This is a genomic window from Streptomyces sp. NPDC026515 (assembly GCF_055567595.1).
The window spans coordinates 50,564-71,458 of the sequence record NZ_JBVHQD010000020.1 but is presented as its reverse complement, the minus strand read 5'-3'; the positions used below and the strand labels follow the sequence as shown (position 1 = coordinate 71,458).

Here is a 20,895-nt window from a genome sequence, read left to right as displayed (position 1 = left end):
CATGGGGCACCGAGGTTTGAGGGCCCGCCGCGGAAGGCCGGTGCGAAGGACACCAGTCGTCGTGGCGTTCGAGCCGCCGGTCATCTCGCACCTCCTGTCGTCGCACGCCACGCAATCGACTCCTCCTACAGCTCGCTGGAGGACATCCCACCCAACGGCGTGCAGGTCGAGGGGCGGGTGAGAAGACGACGGGACGGCTTCGCGTTCGGTTCAGCCGCCCCCGGGACGGGCGAGACCCCGGTCATAGGCGAAGATCACCGCCTGGATTCGGTCGCGGGCGCCGATCTTGGCCAGGACACGGCCGACGTGCGTCTTCACGGTGGACTCGGTCACCACGAAGCGGGCGGCGATCTCGCCGTTGGTCCAGCCCTTGCCGATGGCGACGAGGATCTCCCGCTCGCGTTCGGTCAGGGAGGCCACCTGCGGGTCCTCGCCCGGGTCCCCCCTTCTCGCCGGTACGTGCCGGGCGTACTCGTCCAGGATGCGCCGGGTGAGGGCCGGCGCGATCACCGCGTCGCCCCCGGCGACCGCGCGGATCCCGGCGAGGAGTTCCTCGGGGCGCGCGTCCTTGAGGAGGAATCCGCTGGCTCCGGCCCGTAGGGCGGCATGCACGTACTCGTCGACGTCGAAGGTGGTCAGTACGAGGACACGGGAACGCCCGCCGGCCTCGGCGATCAGGCGGGTCGCCTCGATACCGTCCATACCGGGCATGCGTACGTCCATCAGGACGACGTCGGGACGGAGTTCGGCGGTCCTGCGGACGGCCTCGGCACCGTTCGCGGCCTCGCCGACCACCTCCGTCTCGGGGATGGAGTCGAGCAGGACCCGAAAGCCGTAGCGCTGCAACTGCTGGTCGTCGACGATGAGCACCGTGGTCACCGGGCGCCTCCCTGGGGTGTCAGGTCGAGGACGGCCTCCACGGCCCATCCCCCGTCGGCCGCGGGACCGGCGCTCACGGTCCCTCCGTACAGTGCCGCCCGTTCGCGCATGCCCACCAGTCCGTGTCCTTCCTCGTTCCCCGGTCCCCGGTGTCCGGCCGGGCCGTTGTCCCTGATCCGGATGACGAGCCGGCCGTCCCCGGCGACGACCGACAGGGTCACCCGGGTGCCGGCGCCGGCGTGCTTCAACGTGTTCGTCAGGGCCTCCTGGACGATGCGGTACACGGTCAGCTGCATGCCCCGGTCCAGGGTGTCCACCTCGCCGACGGTCCGGTAGACGATCTCCAGTCCGGCGGTGCGTACGCCGTCGCACAGCGTCTCGACGTCCGCGAGGCCCGGCTGGGGACTGAGTTCGGGGGCCTGCCGGGTGCCGTCGGACGCCTCGCGCAGGACGCCGAGGACGCGGCGCAGTTCACCGAGGGCCGTCCGGCCGGTGTCGCCGATGAGCCGGAGGGCCTCCTTGCCGCGTTGGGGAGCCGTGTCCGTGGCGTAGGAGCCGGCGTCGGCGAGGGTGATGATGACGGCCAGGTTGTGGCCGACGATGTCGTGCATCTCACGGGCCACCCTGGCACGTTCCGTGGCGGTCGCGAGTCGGATGCGCTGGTCGCGTTCGGTCTCCAGCCGCGCCGCCCGCTCCCGCAGTCCCGCGAGCTGCGCCCGCCGTGCCCGTACCGTCAGGCCGACGGCCACGGCCGCGGTGGCCGTGCTCAGCAGGAAGAACAGGGCGTCCCAGACCGACACGGCCGGCGAGATGCGCACCGCGACCAGCACCATCCCCGCCGCCATGACCGCGCACGCCCAGGGCAGCCGGCGCAGCTGCCCGTGCAGGGCGAGGCTGTACAGGGCGATGAACAGGGCGACGTCCGCGCGCAGCGCGGCACCCAGCGACCACTGCAGGACGAACACCACGGCGACGGCGACGAAGGCCGCCATGGGCCGGCGACGGCGCCACAGCAGCGGCAGCACCAGACCGGCCTGCAGGGCCAGCATGGCAGCCAGGGGGAGCTGGGTGAACGCGAAGTGGAACCGGTGCGGGCCGTCGCCGTCGGTGTCCACGGAGCGGCCGTGGTGCAGCAGGTCCGGCAGACAGAACATGAGGAAGACCAGCGCCGCCACTGCGGTGTCCAGCACCCACGGGTGGGCGCGGTCGGCCTGCCGCAGCCGCTGGCCGGCCCGGGCGAGCCGGGCGGCCAGCGGTCCCATCGCGCCGATGTCCTCGGCGGGGGTGGTCGTCGTCAAGGTGGTCACCCGCCCATGGTGCAGGCCGTCAGACGTCGTGGCGCACCAGCCGGTACGCCGCCCCCGCCAGCGCGAGCACCGTCCAGCCGAGGAAGACCAGCAGCCCGGCGGCCGGCGGCAGCGTCGTGGAGTCGTGCGTGAGGGCGAACATCGACTCCCCCGCGTTGGACGGCAGGTAGGGGCTGATGTCGTCCTGCCAGGTGCTGGGCAGCAGGGAGATCAGTCCCGGGACCAGCATGAGGCCGGCGACCAGTACCGAGATGCCGCCGGCCACCGACCGCAGCAGCGCGCCGAGGGCGGTGCCGATGACGCCGACCAGGCCCAGGTAGAGCCCGGCGCCCAGCAGGCTCCTGACGACGCCCGCGTGCGAGAGGCCCATGGCCGCGGGTGTGCCCGACACGATCTGGCTGCCGAAGAGGAAGGCGACGAACACGCCCAGCGTGCCCACCGCCAGCGCGACCAGGCCGAACACCGTCGCCTTGGACCACAGCACGGGCAGCCGGCGCGGCACGGCCGTGAGTGTGGAGCGGATCATTCCGGTGGAGTACTCACCCGCCGTGACCAGTACCCCGAGCACGCCGAGGGCGAGCTGGGCGAAGTTGGTGCCGAAGAGGGACAGGCTCACGGCCGTCGCGGTGGCGAAGTCACGGTCCTGACGTCCGGAGCCGATACCGGACTTGTAGTGGTTCGCGGCGATCAGGCCGAAGGCGACGAGGAAGAGCAGGCCGAGACCCAGGGTGATCCAGGTCGAGCGGAGCGACCACAGTTTGGCCCACTCCGAGGCGAGCACGCGCCGTCCGGTGACCCGGTAGGCGGGGCGGGCCGGGGCGGCCGGTGCCGCCTCGGCGGGCGCGGTGAGGGTGCTCATGCCGCACTCCCCTCGGCCACGCGGGTCTCGATGCCGGCCGTCGAGCCGTGGTATTCCACGGCGTCCCTGGTCAGGTTCATGAATGCCTCCTCCAACGACACCGTCCGCGCCGTCAGTTCGAACAGCGCGATCCCCTGCTCGGCCGCCTTCAGGCCGATCTCCCGGGCACCGAGCCCGGTCACCTGGAGCTCCTCGGAGCCGGCCCGGCCCGTGATGTCGACGCCGGGACCCGCCAGCACCTCCCGCAGCCGGGCCGGCTCCTGGGTCGCCACCCGCACGGTGTCGCCGCCCGCCTCCCGGACGAGCTCCGCCACGGTGGTGTCGGCCAGCAGCTGCCCGCGCCCCACGATGATCAGATGGTCGGCGACCAGGGCCATCTCGCTCATCAGGTGCGACGACACGAAGACGGTCCGGCCCTCGTCGGCGAGCGCCTTCAGCAGGTTGCGGATCCAGAGCACGCCCTCCGGGTCGAGCCCGTTGACAGGCTCGTCCAGCATCACTGTCTGCGGATCGCCCAGCAGTGCCGCCGCGATACCGAGCCGCTGCCCCATGCCGAGGGAGAACGCGCCGGCCCGCTTCTTCGCGACGCTGCCGAGGCCGGCCAGTTCGATCACCTCGTCGACTCGGCGGCGGGGTATGCCGTGGGTCAGCGCGAGTGCCAGCAGGTGGTTGTAGGCGGAGCGGCCCGGGTGGACCGACTTCGCCTCCAGCAGCGCCCCCACCTCCTGCAGCGGCGCCCGGTGGCGGGCGTAGTGCTGCCCGTTGACCGTCACCGAGCCGCTGGTGGGGGCGTCGAGCCCGACTATCATGCGCATGGTCGTGGACTTCCCCGCGCCGTTGGGCCCCAGAAAGCCGGTCACCGTGCCCGGCTTGACGGCGAAGTCCAGCCCGTCGACGGCCGTCTTCTCGCCGTACCTCTTGGTCAGCCGCTGTGCCTCGATCATCCGCGCTCTCCCTGTGGGGCCCGGGCGTCCGTCGCTTCCGACGCCTCACCTGCCACGTTAGGAGCCTTGTCAGCCGATCCCGTGGTACCACGAGCCTCAACCGTGCCCGCCGCGTAGTACCGCGGTACTACGCGGCTACCTGCGGTGCCTTGCGTGTCCGTCGGCTCCCAGGTGGTCGCAGCAGGCGTCGTCGGTCCGCTGCCGGCAGTGCCCGGTCCCTGCCGCATACGGCGCTCGGGCATCCCCAGCGCACTGGGCCCGTTCCGCGCCGTCGACCAGGCTCTCACTGTCGGAGGCGGCGTTGGCGAGGCCTCCGCGGCACAGGGCCGGCAGGAGGGCGCCCGCGACAAAGGGCAGGGCGCGGCGCGAAGGAGGCGGAGCCGGCAGAGCCCGTACTCGCCGGGGCACGGCTCCGCCGGCCGCGGCCAGGGCGGCTGGACGTGCCGCGCCGGCGGTGGCGAGTGCCGCCCGTCCGACGGCGCGGGCGACGACCGCGCGGCTGCCGACACGGGCGGCGACCTCCTCGTCGGCCCAGCGCCCCACGACGAAGGCGCCCGCCTCGGCGAGCGGCCGCAGCAGCGGGTCGGCGGCGGCCGTGAGGCGCCACATGGTCCCGGAAGAGGTGGTGGCGGCACCGGAGACGGGCCCGTTCGTGCGCCAGCAGCGCCTCCCGTTCCCGGTCGCCGAGGCAGCGCGGCATCCCCGGGACACCACGATCCGTCCCGGGGCGCCGGGAAGTGCGAACGCCTGCGGGGCCTCGACGTCGACCACGGCCGGTTCCGTGTCTCCGGGCATCCGTCGGCGCTCCCGCCGTGCCCCCACGACCTGGCGGACCTGTCGTGCGGCGGCCACGCCCAGCAATGCCCGCCCCACCGCCGGGGCCAGGGCGCTGACGGCCACGACGGGCAGCGAGACCGGGTCCTTGCTACGGAGCGCGGCCACGGACCGGTGGCCTTCCTCCGCGACCTCGGGGATCCGCGCGAACCCGGTGAACGCCCGCAGGGTCCGGCGGCGGCCGGCGGTCGGCGACCACTCCCGCGATGGTGCGACGCACCGCTGGGCGATACCCGTCACACGGGCCCGGCCTCTGCGCCGCCGTGGCCGGGGACGGCGCGCAGCGCGATGTCGACGGTGGCGTGGAGTGCCGCACGCCCCGCGCCCGCGGTCGCATGGACGGCGTTGCCCTCGCTGACGACCATGACGTAGCGGGCCAGTGCGAGCGGATCGGTACCCGCGGGCAGGTCGCCTTCCGTGACGGCGCGGGTGAGCCGGTCGGCCAGCGCCCGCTCGCCCGCGAGACGGCTCTCGGCGAGGAACGCGGCGATATGGCCGTTGTCACCGCCTTCGGCGAGGCCGCCCTGCACGGACAGGCATCCGGGCGGGCGGTCGGCGCGGGTGAGTGCGTCCGCGTTGGCCCGCAGAAAGGCCTCGATGACGGCGTACGCGGTGGGCCGGGTGAGCGCGTCGCGGGCATAGGCCATGTCCGCCTCGGCGTAGCGGGCCACCGCGCGGCGGAACAGCTCCTCCTTGTTGCCGTAGGCCGCGTACATGCTGGTCCGGTTGATGCCCATGGCCTCGGTGAGGTCGCTCAGCGACGCACCCTCGTATCCCTGGCGCCAGAACACCTCCACCGCGCGGTCCAGCGCCGCGTCGGCGTCGAAGCCCCGGGGCCTGCCCCGCTCAGCCATCGCAACCCCGTCCGCCGTCGGTCCGTAGCCGTCCCGTGAATCTTAACCGGCCGGTACGGAATAGGTCGCGGGCCGTCCCGGTTATTCGGTATCGAACGGTACGGAAATAGAGTGGTCGCCGTGCGAGCAGTTCAGTGACCGCCCCGGGCCGGACCGTTCACCCGATCCAGTGACAAGCAACCCCGCACAAGGAGAAACGACCATGGAACAGCTCGACGGCAGGACCGCCCTCGTCACCGGGGCCACCTCGGGCATCGGCCTGGCAGCCGCCCGGCGGCTCGCCGCGGCAGGCGCGCACGTGTTCCTCACCGGGCGGCGTCAGGAGGCCCTGGACGAGGCGGTGGCCTCGATCGGCGACCGAGCCACGGCAGTCCGTGCCGACGTCGCAGACCTCGAAGACCTCGACCGCCTGTTCGCCGTCGTCGCGGAGCGCGGCGGCCTGGACATCCTGTTCGCCAACGCCGGCGGCGGAGCGTTCGCGGCGCTGCCCGACGTCACCTGGGACCACTACGCCGAGACGTTCAACACCAATGTCGGCGGCACCCTGTTCACCGTGCAGAAGGCGCTGCCGCTCCTCAGGACAGGGTCCTCGGTCATCCTGACCAGTTCCAACATCGACACCAAGGGGGCCGCCTCGTTCGGCGTCTACGCCGCCAGCAAGGCCGCCCTGCGCTCACTCACCCGCAGCTGGGCGGCCGAACTCGTCACCCGTGGCATCCGACTCAACAGCATCGCCCCCGGCCCGATCCACACCCCGGGCCTCACCGGTCTGGCCGGCGATCCCGAATCCGCCGAGCAACTCCTCAAGGGCCTCGCCGAAGGGGTGCCGATGAACCGGCTCGGGCGCCCCGAGGAGATCGCCGAAACCGTACTGTTCCTCGCGTCCGACGCCAGCAGCTACATGACCGGCGCCGAGATCTACGTGGACGGCGGCGCCAGCCAGATCTGACCGGGGCCGCCGGCCCAGCGACCCAGCCTCCGTCCACCACCGACCCGGCACCACCCCTCAAGGAGAACGCCATGAACACCGTGAGTGACCTGCTCGCCGCCAACCTGCACGAGGTCTTCGGCAACCGCGACCCCCACTCCCGCCGCGCCGCCATCGAACGGACCTACACCGAAGACGTCGTGTTCACCGACCCGGAAGGCGTCAGCACAGGCTGGAACGCGCTCGAGGACAAGGCCCGCGCCCTGCTCGACAAGGTCCCCTCGGACTTCGGCTTCGCGGAGGACGGCCGCCGCTACGCCGGACCGCACGGTGGCGCCCTCGCCTGGGCGTTCGGCCCCGAAAACGAACCCGCCGTACGCGGCATCGACATCATCACCGTCCGCGACGGCAGGATCGCCACCCTGCTCACCATGTTCACCGCCTGAACGGAATCGCCCTCTGCCGGACACCGGCCGCCGTCGGGGACCACCGACCACGCCAACCACCCGGCAGAGGGTGAACCGCCAAAAGCGGGGGAATCGGCAGCACAACAGCTCGAACACCCCACCGGACGGACTTCTGCAAGACGGCCTTCAGGTCGACCACTTCGGCCGCCGGCCTCTCCGGTTCCCGTGGCCGGCCGCTGCTACGGCCTGGGCGGCGCGGCGCAGGACGTGCTCACGGGAGACGGTGATCGGGGGGTGGAAGCAGGCGGCGGTGACCATTCCGCAGGTGATGTCGCGGAAGGCGAGGTCGCGCTGCCGGTGCGCCGGCTTGCGACGCGGAGGCCGGTGGCAGCGCCGGCGAGGAACGCGAGGCCGTATCCGTCCAGCCGGGCGGCCCGCGCCATGGCGCCCGTGTGGTCGGCGAGGAATCCGGTGAGGACGGCGAAGGCGTGGTCCAGCGTGGTGGGGTGGGTCCATCGCCGATGACGGCCGGACCGACGAACGTGCCGCCAAAGCCGAGCCCTGCGACCGGGGAGCCGTCGGCGCCGTCAGTCGCAGGATCCGTGTATCCCTGTCGCCAAGCACCCGTCGGTCACGGCCGGGCCCACGGAGTGCATTGTCGGCCGCCCTCGACAGGTTCCCAGCAGGCACGCAGAGGGCCGGACGACATCGCCAGCATGTGCGTTGCCACGTAGCGATCAGTCGACCCGCGGTTGATGACGGTCGCTGTCTCCGCACGGCCTGCACGGTCCTCCACTGTCACCCTGTCGCCAACGGAGGAGTAGGAGACCCTCCCCCATGCGCTCGCGCAGTTGCGGCTCGTTCTCAGTTCGACATGGCTCAGGCCGATTTGCTTGTCGGCGTACGACGCCGCGTCGACGTCGCATGCCATGGCGGACGCCTCCAGGCCTTCGCAGCGGACGCCCCGGCATCCGACGGTCAGGGGGACCTGTCTGTTTGTGCCCGTCCCCGCACGCGGCGTGGTGTCCAGCACCCGAAAGACGACAACGCCGGTCCAGGCAGCGGCGATCACCATCACCGTCACGATCACCGTCAGCCGGATCCAGCCGGTAGCGGCCGGCCGGGCAGCAGAAGCACCGGAAGAGCAGGTCTCCGTGGCCCGCCCGGCGCTCTCCTTCGATGGCACTGCGCAGTTGGCCGATCCGGCATCCCGTGCGCTCGCCTCGGCCTGTTCCCACAACGCCACCAATCTGCCGAGCGGTTCTCCGGCGAACTGCCCCAGCATGTCAACCGCTTCCCGCGGAGGTAGCGTGGCACCACCCAGATATCGGCCCCAGGAGGATCTGCTGAAAGGCGTTCGGGCTGCCAGATCGGTCAGACTCAGTCCCGAGCGATCTTTCAGCTCGCGCAGGACTCCCACCAGGTAGGCGGCCTGTGGGCTGAGGGACGACGGGAGCGGCCGCCACGCGGAACCGCTCACGTCCGCAGCAGGGCCCAAGTCTGCGGCCCTACTTTCCCGTCGACGGCGGCACCCTCGGCACGCTGGAAGTCTTTGACGGCGCTTTCCGTGTGCACGCCGAAGAGGCCGTCGATCCGGCCCGGAGAATGCTTGTGGTATTTCAGGAGGCATTGCACCTCGACCACGGGCTCACCCCCAGAGTTCAGTAAGACAAGCGGCTCGGAGTCGCTGTGGCCCGCGAGCAGGCGCCCGTTTCTCCGGGTGTAGTGACAAGCCAGGCCAGAGGGCTTGACGGCGGCACTCACCCGGTCGTTCCTGTCAGACTGCCGGGAGGGCGGGTGGATGCCCAGCGTCCCCCAGATCGCCGCGCCCGCCACGGCCAGCGCCCCGACGACGCCGACCGTGAACATCGCCACCCGTCGGCGGCGCGGAGCCCGCCGGTCATCCTGCTGTCCAGCGTCGTCCGCAGGATGGCGGGGTCCACCCGAGCGTGCGTGCTCGGCCAACTCCCACAAGGCGAACAGGTGCACCGCGTCGCAGCCCGACGCCCGGCTCATGGCTTCGACCGCCTGGCGCGGCGGCAGAGTCCTGCCGTTCAGATACCGCTCCCAGGACGACCTGCTGTACGCGGTCTTGGCGGCCAGCGTCGTGGTACTGACGCCCATCTGATCCTTGAGCTCCCGCAGACGAACAACCAAGCTGCGCAGCGATGGTTCAAGATCTTCGGCTAACGGCCTCCACTGTCCCACGTCTGTCCCCCCGTCAAAGCGATGGCTCTCCTTCCCACCATGGCGCACGGTCACCGCTCCAGCACGCGCCTTCGTCAGCCGTTTTCGGCCGTTCGCCGGCGGCCCGCGTCCCAGGAATGCTCCGCCGTGGACAACGGAACAGCAGGTCACCGGCCTGTCGTCCCGTGATTGCCCGTCAAGCCACCATGCCCTGTTCCCGTCCCGTCCCTCCGGACACGATCAGAGCACGACCCCAACGGCATCCATCGACCGCGTTCGGGTCCGCCCGACATCCAAGTTCGGAGATTCCATGACCACACGCACCAGCCGCCTTCTGATCGGCGCAGCAGCCGCCGCACTGGGCGGGAGCCTCATGACAATGCCCTCCGCGCAGGCGCAGCCGCCGATGCGTCCCACGACCCGGCAGACCGCGGGCACTGCGGTCCAGGCCGCCAGCGGGAACTACAGCTACCTGGAGTTCAAGAAGGGATCCAACCCGCAGAACTCGCGCCTGTACTTCGTCTACGTCCAGGGCTCGAACTCGGACCACCCCCACATCCACACCGTGGGCAGCTGGCGGGCCGGCTCGGGCAACGGCAGCAAGAACACCTGCGCGAGCAACGCGGGATGGCTGCCGAACGGCACCTTCACCGTCAAGGCCTTCTACACGCATCACAACGGGGGACCCCACGGCGTCAACGGCATCTCCTGGTACCTCGGAGACCACAAGTGCCACAGCGGCCACTGGCGCACGGACCTGTTCGTCCACAGCGAGATGCTCCCCAACGGACATGCCGGCTCCTCCGAGCCGTACCGGTGGGACGGGGCCGGCGACTACAAGTCGAACGGCTGCATCAAGCTCAAGCCCTCCGACATCCGCGCCCTGCGGAACGTCCAGGCCAGCTACCCGAACCCTCACAAGCTCTACGTGCGCTGAACCGCCACCACCATCCCGGCAACGTCATCAAGTCGTCGGCGCGGCACACCGCACCCGCCGGCCCCCACAGTGACCGCGGTCCTGGTGCGTGACCTGACGACGCCCTACGGCGTTGGCGTGCAGGCAGGCGAGACCGTTTCCGCGCGAACCCCCGCCCGCGGTGGGGCCCGGCACCCCGTGCGGTGCCGGCGAACCGCCAGACAGGCACGCCGGCGCTCCGGACATACGCACGATCCCGTGTACCACCGATCGGAAGGATGCCGGTGACCGCGGAAGGACCCCGAGTCACCGGCACCGCGCCGAGGCCGGCGATCAGCGGCGGCTGCCCCCGTTCATGCGGTGGTCACCGAGTCGGGATCGTGATCCCGTCGAGCTCCGCCTACCACCGTGCCAACCGCTTCACAGGCGTCGTCCGGCCGGATGTGAGGTGCCGTCCTTCTGCGTGTGGGGAGCGGGGCCGGTCAGCGGCCGGGGAACCTCTGGGTAATCTCCTGAAGCACCCAGCCGTTCCCGTCCGGGTCACGGAAAGTGGCGTAGGAGCCGTAGCTGGCCCGCTCGGGGTGCGGTCCGGTGATCCGCTCCTGGCCCGGACCGGTGTGGACGACATCTCCGGCGTCGTGTCCGTGGAAGAAGATGCCCTTGCCGTCGTGGAACACCTCGCTCACCTCTATTCCACGGCCGGCCAGGTCCGCGCGGGCTTCATGTATGTCCTCGACAACGAGGTACAGTCCCTGAGCCGAACCGGGCGGGGCCGTGGTGAGACCCTTTCCGAAGATGATCGACGACTCGGACCCAGGCGGCGTGAGGTGGGCCACGCTGTAGCCGTCGGTGACGTTCGTGGCGAGGTCGAGCCGGAATCCGGCCTTCTCATAGAAGGCCCTTGAGCGGTCCACGTCCGAGACCGGCAGGACGAAAAGCTCTAGTTTCATGTTCATTTCATTTGCTCACTTTCACTGGCCGTTCTCCGCGCGTAGTGCGGGAAACGGAGGGGAAGGTCCGGGCGCAGCTCGGCGCTCGACGAGCGGAGAACGAGCGGCGCGGCGGGAGCCGTGCGCTGACGGCAGATGTCTTTCCTCTGCACACTCGTGACCTCGTACGGGTCACCCTCGGGTCACATCGGCCCAGATAGAAGCCTCTGCGTGCCGCGACGAACCCGTCGACGGTCCCGGCGGCGCTCCTCCGGCTCTCGCGGGAAGAGCAGAGAACGGCCCCTGCGAGACCCATCCTGGAATTAGGAGCATATACTCCTAAGTGAGGGGACGCAAGGCCTCGCTCCGCGACACCCGGAGGACGTGGGCAAGGCGGTCCACGTGATCGTCCTGTCGCACCGGCCGATGCCCCAGAGCTGGGATCCCGAGGCGCCGTTTCCCTTCGTCGACGGCGTCGAGGCGGCCGTGGCCAGGGCGCGGGAACTTGCGGGTGACCGCATGGTCGAGGCCGCCCCCGGTGACGGCGGTTGGCGGCGCTTGCCGTGGGCCTGATCGACGAGGTGCGCGTGGACGTCGTGCCCGTCGGGCCCGGGTCCGGGTCCGGGTCCGGGTCCGGGTCCGGGTCCGGGTCCGGGTCCGGGTCCGGGTCCGGGTCCGGGTCCGGGTCCGGGTCCGGGTCCGGGTCCGGCAAGCGATCCTTCTGTTCGGTCCGCGCGCAGCACCGTGCTGGAGGATCCGGACACGCTGATTCAGGTCAACCGGGTGCTCCGCCCGCGCTGTCGGGCGCGCCGTTGACCGACGACACGGGCACCCTCGCCCGGTCCGCCCGCATCCCCCGCCACCAACCTGTTGCACGCCGGCGCTGACATCGCCGCCGGTGACAGACACACTGTCGACGTCAAGCCCGCCACACCCTCTCCCGCAATCCGCCGCCGGACAGCATGATCACTCCGGACGGAAACAATCCGCGTACCGCTCCGGCACCACGTGGACAGCCCCCTCGCCCTACGGCCACCGTCCCGGTCCCAGCAGGCCGCCCGCCGAGGGGCAGGTGCGTCGGAACCTGAGTGACGTCAAGTGAATGCTGACCGTAAGCTCTCGGCGAGGGGTAGGTGCAGTGGACATCACGGTGCACTTGATCAAGACGTCCTGGACGAAACAGTCCCGGGGCGGGGAGGCTGTTGCCCGCAGGAACGCGGCACCGGTCGGCTTCTCGTTGCCTCAGCCCCGACCGGGACGCCTTCCTGTCAGAGCCGACCGTGATCGTCGATGAGTGCGGGCCGGTTCGACACAGCAGGCGGGCTACCGCTCACAGGGCTCCTCGTTGCGCGGCCCTACGTCTCCTGACCTGTGACGCACGCCACGGGAACCCGCTCTGCTGCTCGGACAAGACCGTACGTGGACTACTCATTGCACACCCGGATACGGGCAGGCGACTCCGAGGCGTTCCGCGAGCTCTTCCGTGACCACGCTCGACTGGTCCACCGGCACGCGGTGCGCGTGACCGGAGACTGGTCCGTCGCCGAGGAGATCGTCTCGCTGACCTTCTTGGAGGCGTGGCGGCTGCGCACCAGGCTGCGGGACGAGGGCGACGGCCCGCGCCCCTGGCTGATGGGCATCGCCGTGAACGTCCTGCGCAACACCACCCGCGCCGCGCGCCGCCATCAGCGGGCCCTGCAGCGCATGCCGGCCAGGAAAACGGTCCCGGACTTCGCCGACGAACTGGTCGGCCGCATAGCCGATGCAGACGAACTCGCCGCCGCCCAACGGGCGCTGAAGAAGCTGAACCGCAGCGAGCGCGAGGTCTTCACGCTCTGCGTGTGGTCCGGGCTCGGCTACACGGAGGCGGCGGCAGCGCTCGGCGTCCCGGTCGGCACCGTGCGCTCGCGGCTGTCCCGCGCCCGCACACGGCTGAGAAAGCTGGCCGACGAAGAACTGAGAAAACGCAGGGAACCGCCCCCGCACGACGGACAAGTACAGGACGGCCACACCTCAGCGGCCCGGTCAGGCGAGTCGGACAAGGAGAGGTCCACATGATCCGCAAGAAGTCACGGCTCGGGGAGCCGCTGGACCAAGCGGAGCTGGCCCGTTTGCTGCCGGCACCCGCAGACCCGCACCTGCCGCCCGACCGACACCTGCTTCTCGAGGACCACTTGATGAACGAGATCCAGTCCACCGTGCCTGCCCCCGCCCCCGCACCCGCCGCCTCCGCGCCGCCTCACCGCCCGGCACGCCGTGTCCTGCTGATCGGTGTCCCGGTCACCGCGGCCGCCCTGGCCGGCGCACTCGTCTTCACCGCGCTGACCGGTTCCGGGGGCAGCGACCCGGCCGCGGCCACCCCGCCCCCGGTCGACGCCCCGGTCGTCCGCATCGAGCCCGGCAGCACCACTCGGCTCGCCTCCACCGTCGAGCGCATCGCCGCCGCGGCGGCGGACCGCGCGACGCCCGAACCCGGCCCGGGCCAGTACATCTACATAAAGAGCCAGGTCTCCTACCTCTCCGTCTCCCACACCGACACGGAGGCGTCCAAGGCACAGGTCGAGCCCCTGCACATCCGCGAGGTCTGGAACTCCCCCGACGGCCGGCACGGCTGGCTGGACGAACCCGGCTACAAGCCCAAGGGCGGAGTCACCCTCGACAGCGACGTCACGAGGAGCCTGAACGCCCCCTCCTACGACTACCTCAAGACCCTGCCCACCGACCCGGACGCCCTGCTGACGAAGATCTACAAGGAGACCAGGGGCCAGGGGAACTCCCCGGACCAGCAGGCATTCACCACCGTCGGAGACCTCCTCGAAGAGCAGCTCGCACCGGCGAATCTCACCGCCGCGCTCTACCGTGCCGCGGCCAAGATCCCCGGAGTTGTGGTGCTGGAGCATGCCCAGGACGCCGCGGGACGCGAGGGCATCGCCCTGGCCCATGTCGACCGGGACAGCGGCGACCGCACCGAATGGGTCTTCGACCCCACGACCTACACCTATCTCGGCAGCCGCGCTGTCCAGATCAAGGACACCAACGGCATCAGGCCCGGCACGGTCACCACGCGCACCGCCGTGCTGGAACGGGCCGTCGTGGACGCCCAGAAGCAGCGACCGGGCGCGCAGGGCACCCGTACGTGACAACGCGACCGCCCCGCCGAACGGCGCCAGTCCCGCCCGCCACTGGCCGCTGCCCGCGAGGACCTCGCCGAGCTGCCGGCCAGGACGGGCGGGGCGGTGGCGATCCCCTGCCCCGAGGAGGCGACCCGCTTCACGTCGGCCTCAGACGCAGCGCACGACAAGTAACGCGTCAGGGGACGCCTGCGGCGGCTCGGCGTCCGCACTGACACCAGTGACCCGCGGGGCCGGCAGGACCTGACCGGGTCCGAGCGGAAGGCCGTTCCACTCGTCGTCGAGGGCCTCACCGACCGCGCCGTCACCGACCGGCTCCATGTCCGTACACACCGTCAGCACCCACATGAAGCACCTCTTCGTCAAACTCGGCATCAACTCACGCGTTGAGCTCACCGGGCCGGCAATCGAGCGGGGCGTCGACAGGATGGAATGGCCCCTGCCCCGGTCGTTCCGGGTTCTGACCGAAAGAGAGGAGAAGAACAGCGCGACGACGGCGATCAAACCGACGTGAACGATTCACCGTCGGGGTACCACGGTGTTGACCAAGTCGAACTGTCGAGTGCAACGGATCATACGGGGCCGGAAGCCGCCGTCACGGACCGATTCGGGTGTGCGAGCGCGTGGGCCGGACCTGCGGGCGAGCGAGCCGTCCCGCGGGGACCGGCCGGGCTGCCGGCTTGCACAGCGTCACTCTGCCCGCAGGTCTACGCTGGTTTCTACGGCAGCCGGAGGAGCACGTCATGATCCACAACGTCTCCGCGACGCCTACCGCGACCCGCGCGCCCACCCGGTCTGTCACACGACTCGAGATCGCCGTCGAAGAGGATTACGAGCAGTTCCGAGGACGCTACGAGCAGGCCGTTCCACCACTCGACCACCAACGCACCTTTGACCTGATCGCTCTTCGGGCGCCGTGGAGCGCCGTGGTCGACCTCGCGGAAGACAACGGCCCACTGGGCTTCATGATCTACTGGAAGTTCGACGCACAACCGTTGTTCGGCCTGGCCGGCGACCACGCGCGCTGCACCGAGTACCTGATGGGCAATCACACCATCGCCGAGCGCATGTACCGGCACGATGCAGGAGCCCTTCTCTACGCTCCCCTGCGTACCACGATCCACGAGTCCCCCTCAGGGGAGACGGTCTTCGCCATCGACCGGCCCAGTGACACGGTCGCCGCGCTCGGTCGATCCGAGATCAGCGAAGTGGGACGCGAACTGGACCGCAAGGTCGGAACGCTCCTGCGTCATCTTGGCGCCCCAGTGCCTGTCGAACTGACGTGAAGACCAGCACCGCCAAACTCTCACGACCGCTCCGCATCGGTGTGCCCCGGTCAGGTCGCCCCCTTGCCTCCGCCTCGCCGTCGACGGACTCCTACGGGACGTCAACCGCTCGTCCGGCGGCTCGAGCGGCGGGGAGTCCGCCGCGATCGCCGCCGGATGTCGCCGCTCGCACTTGGCAGCGACTTGTCCATCTCGGTGCGCGGACCGGCGGCCGACACCGGTGTCGTGGCCCTCAAGGCGACGCACCGGCGCGTTCGGCGGCGACCAGGGGTCCAGGTCGTGACAGCCGGTTCGCAGGTACATGCGCCTTCCGTACCAACGCTCCACAAGCACGTCGTGGACTCCCCTGCGCGTCTCATGATCCGGTGACGGTGCGGCCGGGGTACGCTCCCGGCCGCACCTCGACGGGCGGATCGCTGAGCCGTCACCCCGCGGACCGGCGGCGGACGACCACGACGATCACCGCGCCCAGCCCCAGGGCCAGGGTCGCGCCGCCCGCGGCGATCAGCGCGCCGCCTCCGCCGGTGGAGGCGAGTCCGCCGCCGGAGGAGCCGCCGGTGGACGACGAGCCGGCGCCGCCACCCGCCGTGCCGGAGGAGCCGGCCGTATCGGTGCCGGACGAGGCACTCGGGCTCGGGCTGGCGGAAGAACCACCCGAGGACCCCTGCGTGCTCCCGCCGTCATCGGTGGGGTTCAGCACGATCCATGCCCGGTTGTTGTCCTGGTTGGGCTCGTCCGGGTAGTCGAAGGACTGCATCTGGATCTCGCCCTTGGCGTCGTTCACGACCTTGTCGATGCGCAACTCGAACGGGAAGGTCAGATTCGCGTCCTCCAGCACCGGCGTGTGCGACCAGCAGCCGTAGAGGCCCTCGGTGTGGGAGTCGGCCCAACAGTCCTCGGGGATCTTCGTCGCCGTCGCACCCGGCGGGATCGTGACGTAGGTGAGCATGGGATCGTCGTCCGGCGGTTCGAGCCCCCGCACCCAGGCAGGGCCGAGGTTGCGGAAGCCGACGTCCACGGTCACCGTCTCGCCGGCGGCGCCGCGTGCGGTGTCGCCGGTGATCAGGATGTCGTAGGAGTTGTCGGAGGGCAGCCAGGCCGAAGCCTGGCCCGAGTAGGTGCCCGGAGTGTCGGTGAGTTTCTCCAGCGTCAGCGGTGCGCCGGTGCCCGGTGTGTAGCCGTCGGCCGCCATCAGAGCCTTCGCCTTCTCGGCGTCGGCCGGGGCGAAGCTGTAGGTGAAGCGGTCGTTCAAGGCGAAGGGGAGGGTCTTCACCTTCAGCGGCTCGGCCACCGCGTACGCCGTGCCCGCCTCGACGACGTCCGGGAAGGCACAGATCGCGTCGGTGCCCTGATCCTGCAGGGGGCCGTCCGTGGTGTGCCGGTAGGCGCAGTTGCCGTGCCGGTCGACGAAGCTCAGCCCGCGTGTGCCGCGGAAGCGCAGCACGACACCGTCGGCCGGCGCACGGCCGGCGTTGCGCAGACCCAGTGGCGCATTCCATGTGTGCCCCACGCCGGCCTCGGGCGGAGACAGCTGGCGGCTGATGATCCTCGAGTCGCTCACCACCACCTCGATGCGCAGTGGCGCGAACTCGACGCCCTCGCCCTCACCCGTGACCGTGATCTCACCCAGTCGCCGCGGTGATCCGTTCGGGCCGATGTCGAGGCGGATACCGCCGAGCACGTTGGCCTTCTCCCCCGCACGGATCTGATCGCCGTCACAGGTGGCGCCCGCCGGGCTTTGGTCGCAGGGAAGCTTGGCCTCCGCGACCTGGGCCAGTCCCCCCACATCGATCATGACCTTGAAGTCGCCCTGGTGGACGACGGGCACCTCACCGTCCTCTCCGGGTTCATCGTCGCCGGGGGCCGCGAGCCGCAGCATGATCTGCGGCTCGGCCGGATCGCCGTTGTCACCCTGCAACGACAGATCCACCCGGGACTCCCCGGTGATCCTCACCGGAATCGGAGGCGGGTCGCCGGCGGCGGCCAGCGCGGGGGCGGCGGCACCGGAGCCAGCAGCCAGGACGACGGCCGCCACAAGCCCTGGCATCGAACGGAAGATGTATCTGCGGACGGGACGTCTCATCAACGCCTCCTTGTCACATCCGGTACAGCCCGCGGGAGTTGCTCTTCACCGAGCACTCACCTGTCCGACATCCGGCAGACATCTTTCGTTGCCCCCATGCACATCACAGGCCCATCACAGCGTCTGTGTCGGCTACTTCGGGGTTCCGGCACGGATCCTGGGGTCGCGAAACGGTTCAGGGCACCACACGAACGCGATCCCTCTCCACGCCTACGGGTAGGGCTTCTCGCCCTTGGCCAGCATCGCCACGAACTTCTCTATCCGGCGCGCGCGGGTCTCGGGCTTCTTGGCGTCCTGGATCCGGTACAGGATCGCGTAGCGGTTCTGCCCGTTCAGCGTCTCGAAGAACTCCGCCGCGGCCGGGTCGGCGGTCAGGGCCGCCGCGAGGTCGTCCGGCACCGTGGCGGTCCTCGCACTGTCGTAGGCCGCCTCCCAGCGGCCGTCCGCCTTGGCGCGGTCGACCTCGGCCTGTCCCGGGGGAAGCATCCGGCCCTGCTCGATCAGGGCGGCCACCTTGTCCCGGTTGACCTTGGACCACTTGCTGCGCGGCTTGCGCGGGGTGAACCGCTGGAGCCACCACTGGTCGTCGAACTTGGCCTTCTGGCCGTCGATCCAGCCGTGGCAGAGCGCCACGTCGAGCGCCTGGGCGTAGTCCAGCGCGACGACTCCGGGGCTCTTCTTGCGCAGCTTGAGCCAGATACCGGACGAGACGGCGTGGTTCTCGCCGAGCCATGCCTGGAATGCCTCGGCGGATTCGAATGCGACGGTGTCCAAGTCCTGAGTCACCCCAGCAGCGAACCACACCCGGCCGATCGCCACGACGTATTCGGGCACGGGACGGGGTGCAGAATGCCCGACCGCCGTGATCATCTCCGTTCTCGACGCGGAACGCCCGTGCAGGAGCCACGGCCGCACGAGGTCCTGCTGGCCGAACCGCACGACGGCCTGACGCCTGGACTCACCCTTCTCGACCGACCCGGCGGCCGGCCGCTCCGCCAGGAGGGCTCCGACAGCGGCGGCGGGCCCAGCCTGCGGGAGTGCGGACTGGCCGGCGCAAGAGCATCCAGTACCTTCTTGACGTGTCCATACCCTCGACGCCACAGTCGCCGCATCAGACGCCGCTTTCCCCCTGGGGCGCTCCGCCCCCCGTCCCGCCGCGGCCCAGGAGCCGGGTCGGACTCATGGCCGCACTCGTCGGCGGGGTACTCCTCCTGATCGTCGCGCTCCTGGCGACGCTGGTGCTGGTGGGCAAGAGGGTCGAGGACAGCTTTCCGCGGGCCGAGTCCTCCCTGACCGTGCCCCCGGCACTCCTCGACGGCCGCTTCACCCGGACCAGGGACGACTCGTCAACTCTGGGCCGGACGCTGCAGAACGGCTGGCGGCACAGCTGGGACGCCGAGGACGTCCACGGCGTGGTCGCCACCTACAAGCCGGAAAGCGGCGAGCGGGGCGTTCTCGTCGTGACCGGCATGTACGGCCGGTTCAAGAACACCGACAGGATGCGCTCCCACGTACTGGCGGACAACGGTTCCAAGAACACCAAGGTGACCGTGCTCGTGCCGCCACAAGACGACACACCGTCCGGCTCCCCCATCCACATCAGCTGCGACATCGTGACCCGAAGATGGGCCGACGGCGGGACACTCACCTACCCCGTCTGCGCCTGGGCGGACGGCAACTCCTGGGCCCGCGTGGCCGACATGACTCTCTCCGGCTCGGTGAACCTCGACCTGAAAACCGCCGCCAGAACCACCCTCCGGATCCGCTCCGAGATGGAGACACGGATCAGGTGATCCTGGCGGTGGCAGACGTCTTCGCCGGCCCTGGTCCGCTCGGACCTCGCCGCGCCGGCCCGTGGCTCGCTCCGCCGGCGAGCGGGGCGACCGGGTTGACTCGGGGCCGAGTACCCATGGCCGCCCCTTCGGCTGCCGCCTGAACAGGCGGCCCGGCACGCTCCCTACCGAAGTGAGCGGAAGCCCGCGCGGACTTCCCCGACGAAGAGCTCCGGCTGCTCCCAGGCGGCGAAGTGACCACCCCTGGGCAGCTTGTTGTAGTGGACGAGGTTCGGGTACGCCTGCTCCGACCAGCTCTTGGGAGCCTGGTAGAGCTCGTCGGGGAAGACGCTTACGGCCACCGGGAGTTTGACGCCCTGCGCACCGAAGAACGGAGTCGTGTTCTCCGCGTAGAGGCGGGCCGCGGAGATCGCCGTGTTCGTCAGCCAGAAGAGCGTGATGTTGTCCAGGACGTCGTCCCGCGTCAGGCCCTCACTCACTCCGTCGAAGGACCGGGTGATCAGCTCCAGGCTGGCCTTGTCGTGGTCGAGCAGGAAGGCGGCCAGGCCTACGGGGGAGTCCGCGAGCGCCGTGAGGGACTGCGGGCGCGACCCCATCATGTAGGCGTAGTACACGTGCCGGTAGACGAAGTCCAACTGCTCGACGGCCCGCTTCTGCTCGTCGTCGGCAAGGGTGACGTCCGACGGCAGAGGGTTGCCGGCGATGATGGCCTGCTCGACGGCGGGCGGAATCACCTTGGGCATGTTGGTGTGGATGCCGACCAGGCCCTCGGGCTCCTGTACACCCATGAGATCGGTGACGACCGCGCCCCAGTCGCCGCCCTGCGCCACGTATCTGGTGTAGCCCAGGCGCTTCATCAGCACGCCCCAGGCGCGGGCGATCCGCTCGGGGCTCCAGCCGGGGGCGGTCGGCTTGCCGGAGAAGCCGTAGCCGGGCATCGACGGGATCACCACGTGGAAGGCGTCCGAGGCGGCACCACCGTGGGCCGTCGGGTTCGTGAGCGGCTCGATGATCTTCAGCTGCTCGACGACCGAACCCGGCCAGCCGTGCGTGACGATCACCGGCAGCGCATTCTCATGCTTCGAGCGGATGTGCAGGAAGTGGATGTCCAGCCCGTCGATCTCGGTGATGAACTGGGGGTAGGAGTTCAGCCTCGCCTCGACCTTGCGCCAGTCGTACTCCGTCGCCCAGTAGCGCGCCAGCTCCTTGACCGTGGCGAGCTGGGTGCCCTGGGACTGGTCGTCGACGGTCTCCTTCTCGGGGAAGCGCGTCGCCTCGATACGCGAACGCAGGTCCTGGAGATCCGCCTCCGGAAATTCGAACGTGAACGGGCGGACGGCCGTCGGTACAGATGTGTCGGACATGTACGGGGACTCCTCGGAACGTCGGCGACCCTCTGTCGCCGGCTCGTCCACAGTCGTCCAGCTCCGCGCGCGTCGCCCCGGGGAAACCCCCGGGGTTTCCTCGGGGCCGGCCCCCGGGGGCCGGCCCCGAGGCGAGATGACCCTCGTCCGACTACTGAAACCACGCAAAAGGGAATACGGTCGAAACAGCACTT

Annotated in this window: 21 protein-coding genes and 2 pseudogenes; 9 read left to right on the top strand and 14 right to left on the bottom strand. The window is 70.4% G+C overall.

Translation table 11 applies throughout. The features are described 5' to 3' along the window. Positions 1–210: 210 nt before the first annotated feature. The 6 genes from ACZ4O3_RS34080 to ACZ4O3_RS34055 all read right to left on the bottom strand — a co-directional run bounded on the left by ACZ4O3_RS34080 (position 211) and on the right by ACZ4O3_RS34055 (position 5,677). Positions 211–879, bottom strand: a complete 669-nt coding sequence (locus ACZ4O3_RS34080; protein WP_467725978.1) for a response regulator — start codon at positions 877–879, stop codon at positions 211–213. Continuing rightward, complete coding sequence (locus tag ACZ4O3_RS34075) at positions 876–2,141, bottom strand: sensor histidine kinase (protein WP_467726109.1); 1,266 nt, start codon at positions 2,139–2,141, stop codon at positions 876–878. Before ACZ4O3_RS34075 ends, ACZ4O3_RS34080 begins: the two co-directional genes overlap by 4 nt. 64 nt (positions 2,142–2,205) lie before the next feature. After that, positions 2,206–3,045: an ABC transporter permease gene (locus ACZ4O3_RS34070; RefSeq protein WP_467725977.1), complete on the bottom strand. Its 840-nt coding sequence runs from the start codon at positions 3,043–3,045 to the stop codon at positions 2,206–2,208. Continuing rightward, positions 3,042–3,989: an ABC transporter ATP-binding protein gene (locus ACZ4O3_RS34065; protein ID WP_467725975.1), complete on the bottom strand. Its 948-nt coding sequence runs from the start codon at positions 3,987–3,989 to the stop codon at positions 3,042–3,044. Before ACZ4O3_RS34065 ends, ACZ4O3_RS34070 begins: the two co-directional genes overlap by 4 nt. A 135-nt stretch (positions 3,990–4,124) precedes the next feature. Further along, a complete protein-coding gene (locus ACZ4O3_RS34060) occupies positions 4,125–5,063 on the bottom strand; it encodes a M48 family metalloprotease (RefSeq protein ID WP_467725973.1) in 939 nt (312 codons plus the stop codon). Beyond that, the gene (locus tag ACZ4O3_RS34055) at positions 5,060–5,677 is read right to left on the bottom strand and encodes a TetR/AcrR family transcriptional regulator (protein ID WP_467725971.1); all 618 of its coding nucleotides are present in this window, start codon (positions 5,675–5,677) and stop codon (positions 5,060–5,062) included. Before ACZ4O3_RS34055 ends, ACZ4O3_RS34060 begins: the two co-directional genes overlap by 4 nt. Before the next feature lie 202 nt (positions 5,678–5,879). Between ACZ4O3_RS34055 and ACZ4O3_RS34050 the strand changes: the two genes are divergently transcribed. Next, positions 5,880–6,626 carry an SDR family NAD(P)-dependent oxidoreductase gene (locus ACZ4O3_RS34050; RefSeq protein WP_467725969.1) on the top strand — a complete coding sequence of 249 codons (747 nt, stop codon included), beginning with the start codon at positions 5,880–5,882 and terminating at the stop codon, positions 6,624–6,626. A gap of 71 nt (positions 6,627–6,697) precedes the next feature. Beyond that, complete coding sequence (locus ACZ4O3_RS34045; protein WP_467725968.1) at positions 6,698–7,051, top strand: nuclear transport factor 2 family protein; 354 nt, start codon at positions 6,698–6,700, stop codon at positions 7,049–7,051. Positions 7,052–7,643: 592 nt separating this feature from the next. On the opposite strand, the gene ACZ4O3_RS34040 is transcribed toward ACZ4O3_RS34045, so the two are convergent. The 3 genes and pseudogenes from ACZ4O3_RS34040 to ACZ4O3_RS34030 form a co-directional block, all read right to left on the bottom strand. Beyond that, entirely contained in the window at positions 7,644–8,297 is a 654-nt protein-coding gene (locus ACZ4O3_RS34040; RefSeq protein WP_467726107.1) for a DUF2690 domain-containing protein, read from the bottom strand. A 39-nt stretch (positions 8,298–8,336) separates the two neighbouring features. Further along, positions 8,337–8,432, bottom strand: a pseudogene (locus ACZ4O3_RS34035) (helix-turn-helix domain-containing protein); the annotation flags it as partial. Positions 8,433–8,488: 56 nt separating this feature from the next. Continuing rightward, positions 8,489–9,220 carry a peptidoglycan-binding protein gene (locus ACZ4O3_RS34030; RefSeq protein ID WP_467725966.1) on the bottom strand — a complete coding sequence of 244 codons (732 nt, stop codon included), beginning with the start codon at positions 9,218–9,220 and terminating at the stop codon, positions 8,489–8,491. Positions 9,221–9,509: 289 nt separating this feature from the next. Here ACZ4O3_RS34030 and ACZ4O3_RS34025 point away from each other — a divergent pair, with 289 nt between their 5' ends. Beyond that, positions 9,510–10,136, top strand: coding sequence for a L,D-transpeptidase family protein (locus tag ACZ4O3_RS34025; RefSeq protein ID WP_467725964.1), 627 nt, complete (start codon positions 9,510–9,512; stop codon positions 10,134–10,136). A gap of 461 nt (positions 10,137–10,597) precedes the next feature. On the opposite strand, the gene ACZ4O3_RS34020 is transcribed toward ACZ4O3_RS34025, so the two are convergent. After that, on the bottom strand, positions 10,598–11,071 hold the full coding sequence (locus tag ACZ4O3_RS34020; RefSeq protein ID WP_362731328.1) for a VOC family protein: 474 nt from the start codon (positions 11,069–11,071) through the stop codon (positions 10,598–10,600). A 372-nt stretch (positions 11,072–11,443) separates the two neighbouring features. Between ACZ4O3_RS34020 and ACZ4O3_RS34015 the strand changes: the two are divergent. The 3 genes and pseudogenes from ACZ4O3_RS34015 to ACZ4O3_RS34005 form a co-directional block, all read left to right on the top strand. Continuing rightward, positions 11,444–11,649 (top strand): annotated as a pseudogene (locus ACZ4O3_RS34015) (dihydrofolate reductase); the annotation flags it as partial. An 814-nt stretch (positions 11,650–12,463) separates the two neighbouring features. Then, positions 12,464–13,102, top strand: a complete 639-nt coding sequence (locus ACZ4O3_RS34010) for an RNA polymerase sigma factor (protein ID WP_467725962.1) — start codon at positions 12,464–12,466, stop codon at positions 13,100–13,102. Continuing rightward, positions 13,099–14,184: a CU044_5270 family protein gene (locus ACZ4O3_RS34005; RefSeq protein WP_467725960.1), complete on the top strand. Its 1,086-nt coding sequence runs from the start codon at positions 13,099–13,101 to the stop codon at positions 14,182–14,184. Before ACZ4O3_RS34010 ends, ACZ4O3_RS34005 begins: the two co-directional genes overlap by 4 nt. 141 nt (positions 14,185–14,325) lie before the next feature. On the opposite strand, the gene ACZ4O3_RS34000 is transcribed toward ACZ4O3_RS34005, so the two are convergent. After that, positions 14,326–14,523: a hypothetical protein gene (locus tag ACZ4O3_RS34000; RefSeq protein WP_467725959.1), complete on the bottom strand. Its 198-nt coding sequence runs from the start codon at positions 14,521–14,523 to the stop codon at positions 14,326–14,328. Here ACZ4O3_RS34000 and ACZ4O3_RS33995 point away from each other — a divergent pair. After that, positions 14,522–14,689, top strand: a complete 168-nt coding sequence (locus ACZ4O3_RS33995; RefSeq protein ID WP_467725957.1) for a hypothetical protein — start codon at positions 14,522–14,524, stop codon at positions 14,687–14,689. The genes ACZ4O3_RS34000 and ACZ4O3_RS33995 overlap by 2 nt on opposite strands. A 229-nt stretch (positions 14,690–14,918) precedes the next feature. Then, a complete protein-coding gene (locus ACZ4O3_RS33990; RefSeq protein ID WP_467725956.1) occupies positions 14,919–15,461 on the top strand; it encodes a hypothetical protein in 543 nt (180 codons plus the stop codon). Between the two features lie 424 nt (positions 15,462–15,885). Here the strand turns inward: ACZ4O3_RS33990 and ACZ4O3_RS33985 are convergent, their stop codons facing one another. Together ACZ4O3_RS33985 and ACZ4O3_RS33980 are read right to left on the bottom strand one after the other, a co-directional pair. Continuing rightward, positions 15,886–17,544, bottom strand: a complete 1,659-nt coding sequence (locus tag ACZ4O3_RS33985) for a hypothetical protein (protein ID WP_467725954.1) — start codon at positions 17,542–17,544, stop codon at positions 15,886–15,888. 210 nt (positions 17,545–17,754) lie between these two features. Continuing rightward, a complete protein-coding gene (locus ACZ4O3_RS33980) occupies positions 17,755–18,348 on the bottom strand; it encodes a YdeI/OmpD-associated family protein (RefSeq protein WP_362722385.1) in 594 nt (197 codons plus the stop codon). 377 nt (positions 18,349–18,725) lie between these two features. Between ACZ4O3_RS33980 and ACZ4O3_RS33975 the strand changes: the two genes are divergently transcribed. Beyond that, positions 18,726–19,337 (top strand): hypothetical protein, encoded by a 612-nt coding sequence (locus tag ACZ4O3_RS33975; protein ID WP_467725953.1) that lies wholly within the window; start codon positions 18,726–18,728, stop codon positions 19,335–19,337. A 164-nt stretch (positions 19,338–19,501) separates the two neighbouring features. Here ACZ4O3_RS33975 and ACZ4O3_RS33970 read toward each other — a convergent pair whose 3' ends face one another. Continuing rightward, positions 19,502–20,701: an epoxide hydrolase family protein gene (locus tag ACZ4O3_RS33970; protein ID WP_362722370.1), complete on the bottom strand. Its 1,200-nt coding sequence runs from the start codon at positions 20,699–20,701 to the stop codon at positions 19,502–19,504. Between the last annotated feature and the right edge of the window lie 194 nt (positions 20,702–20,895).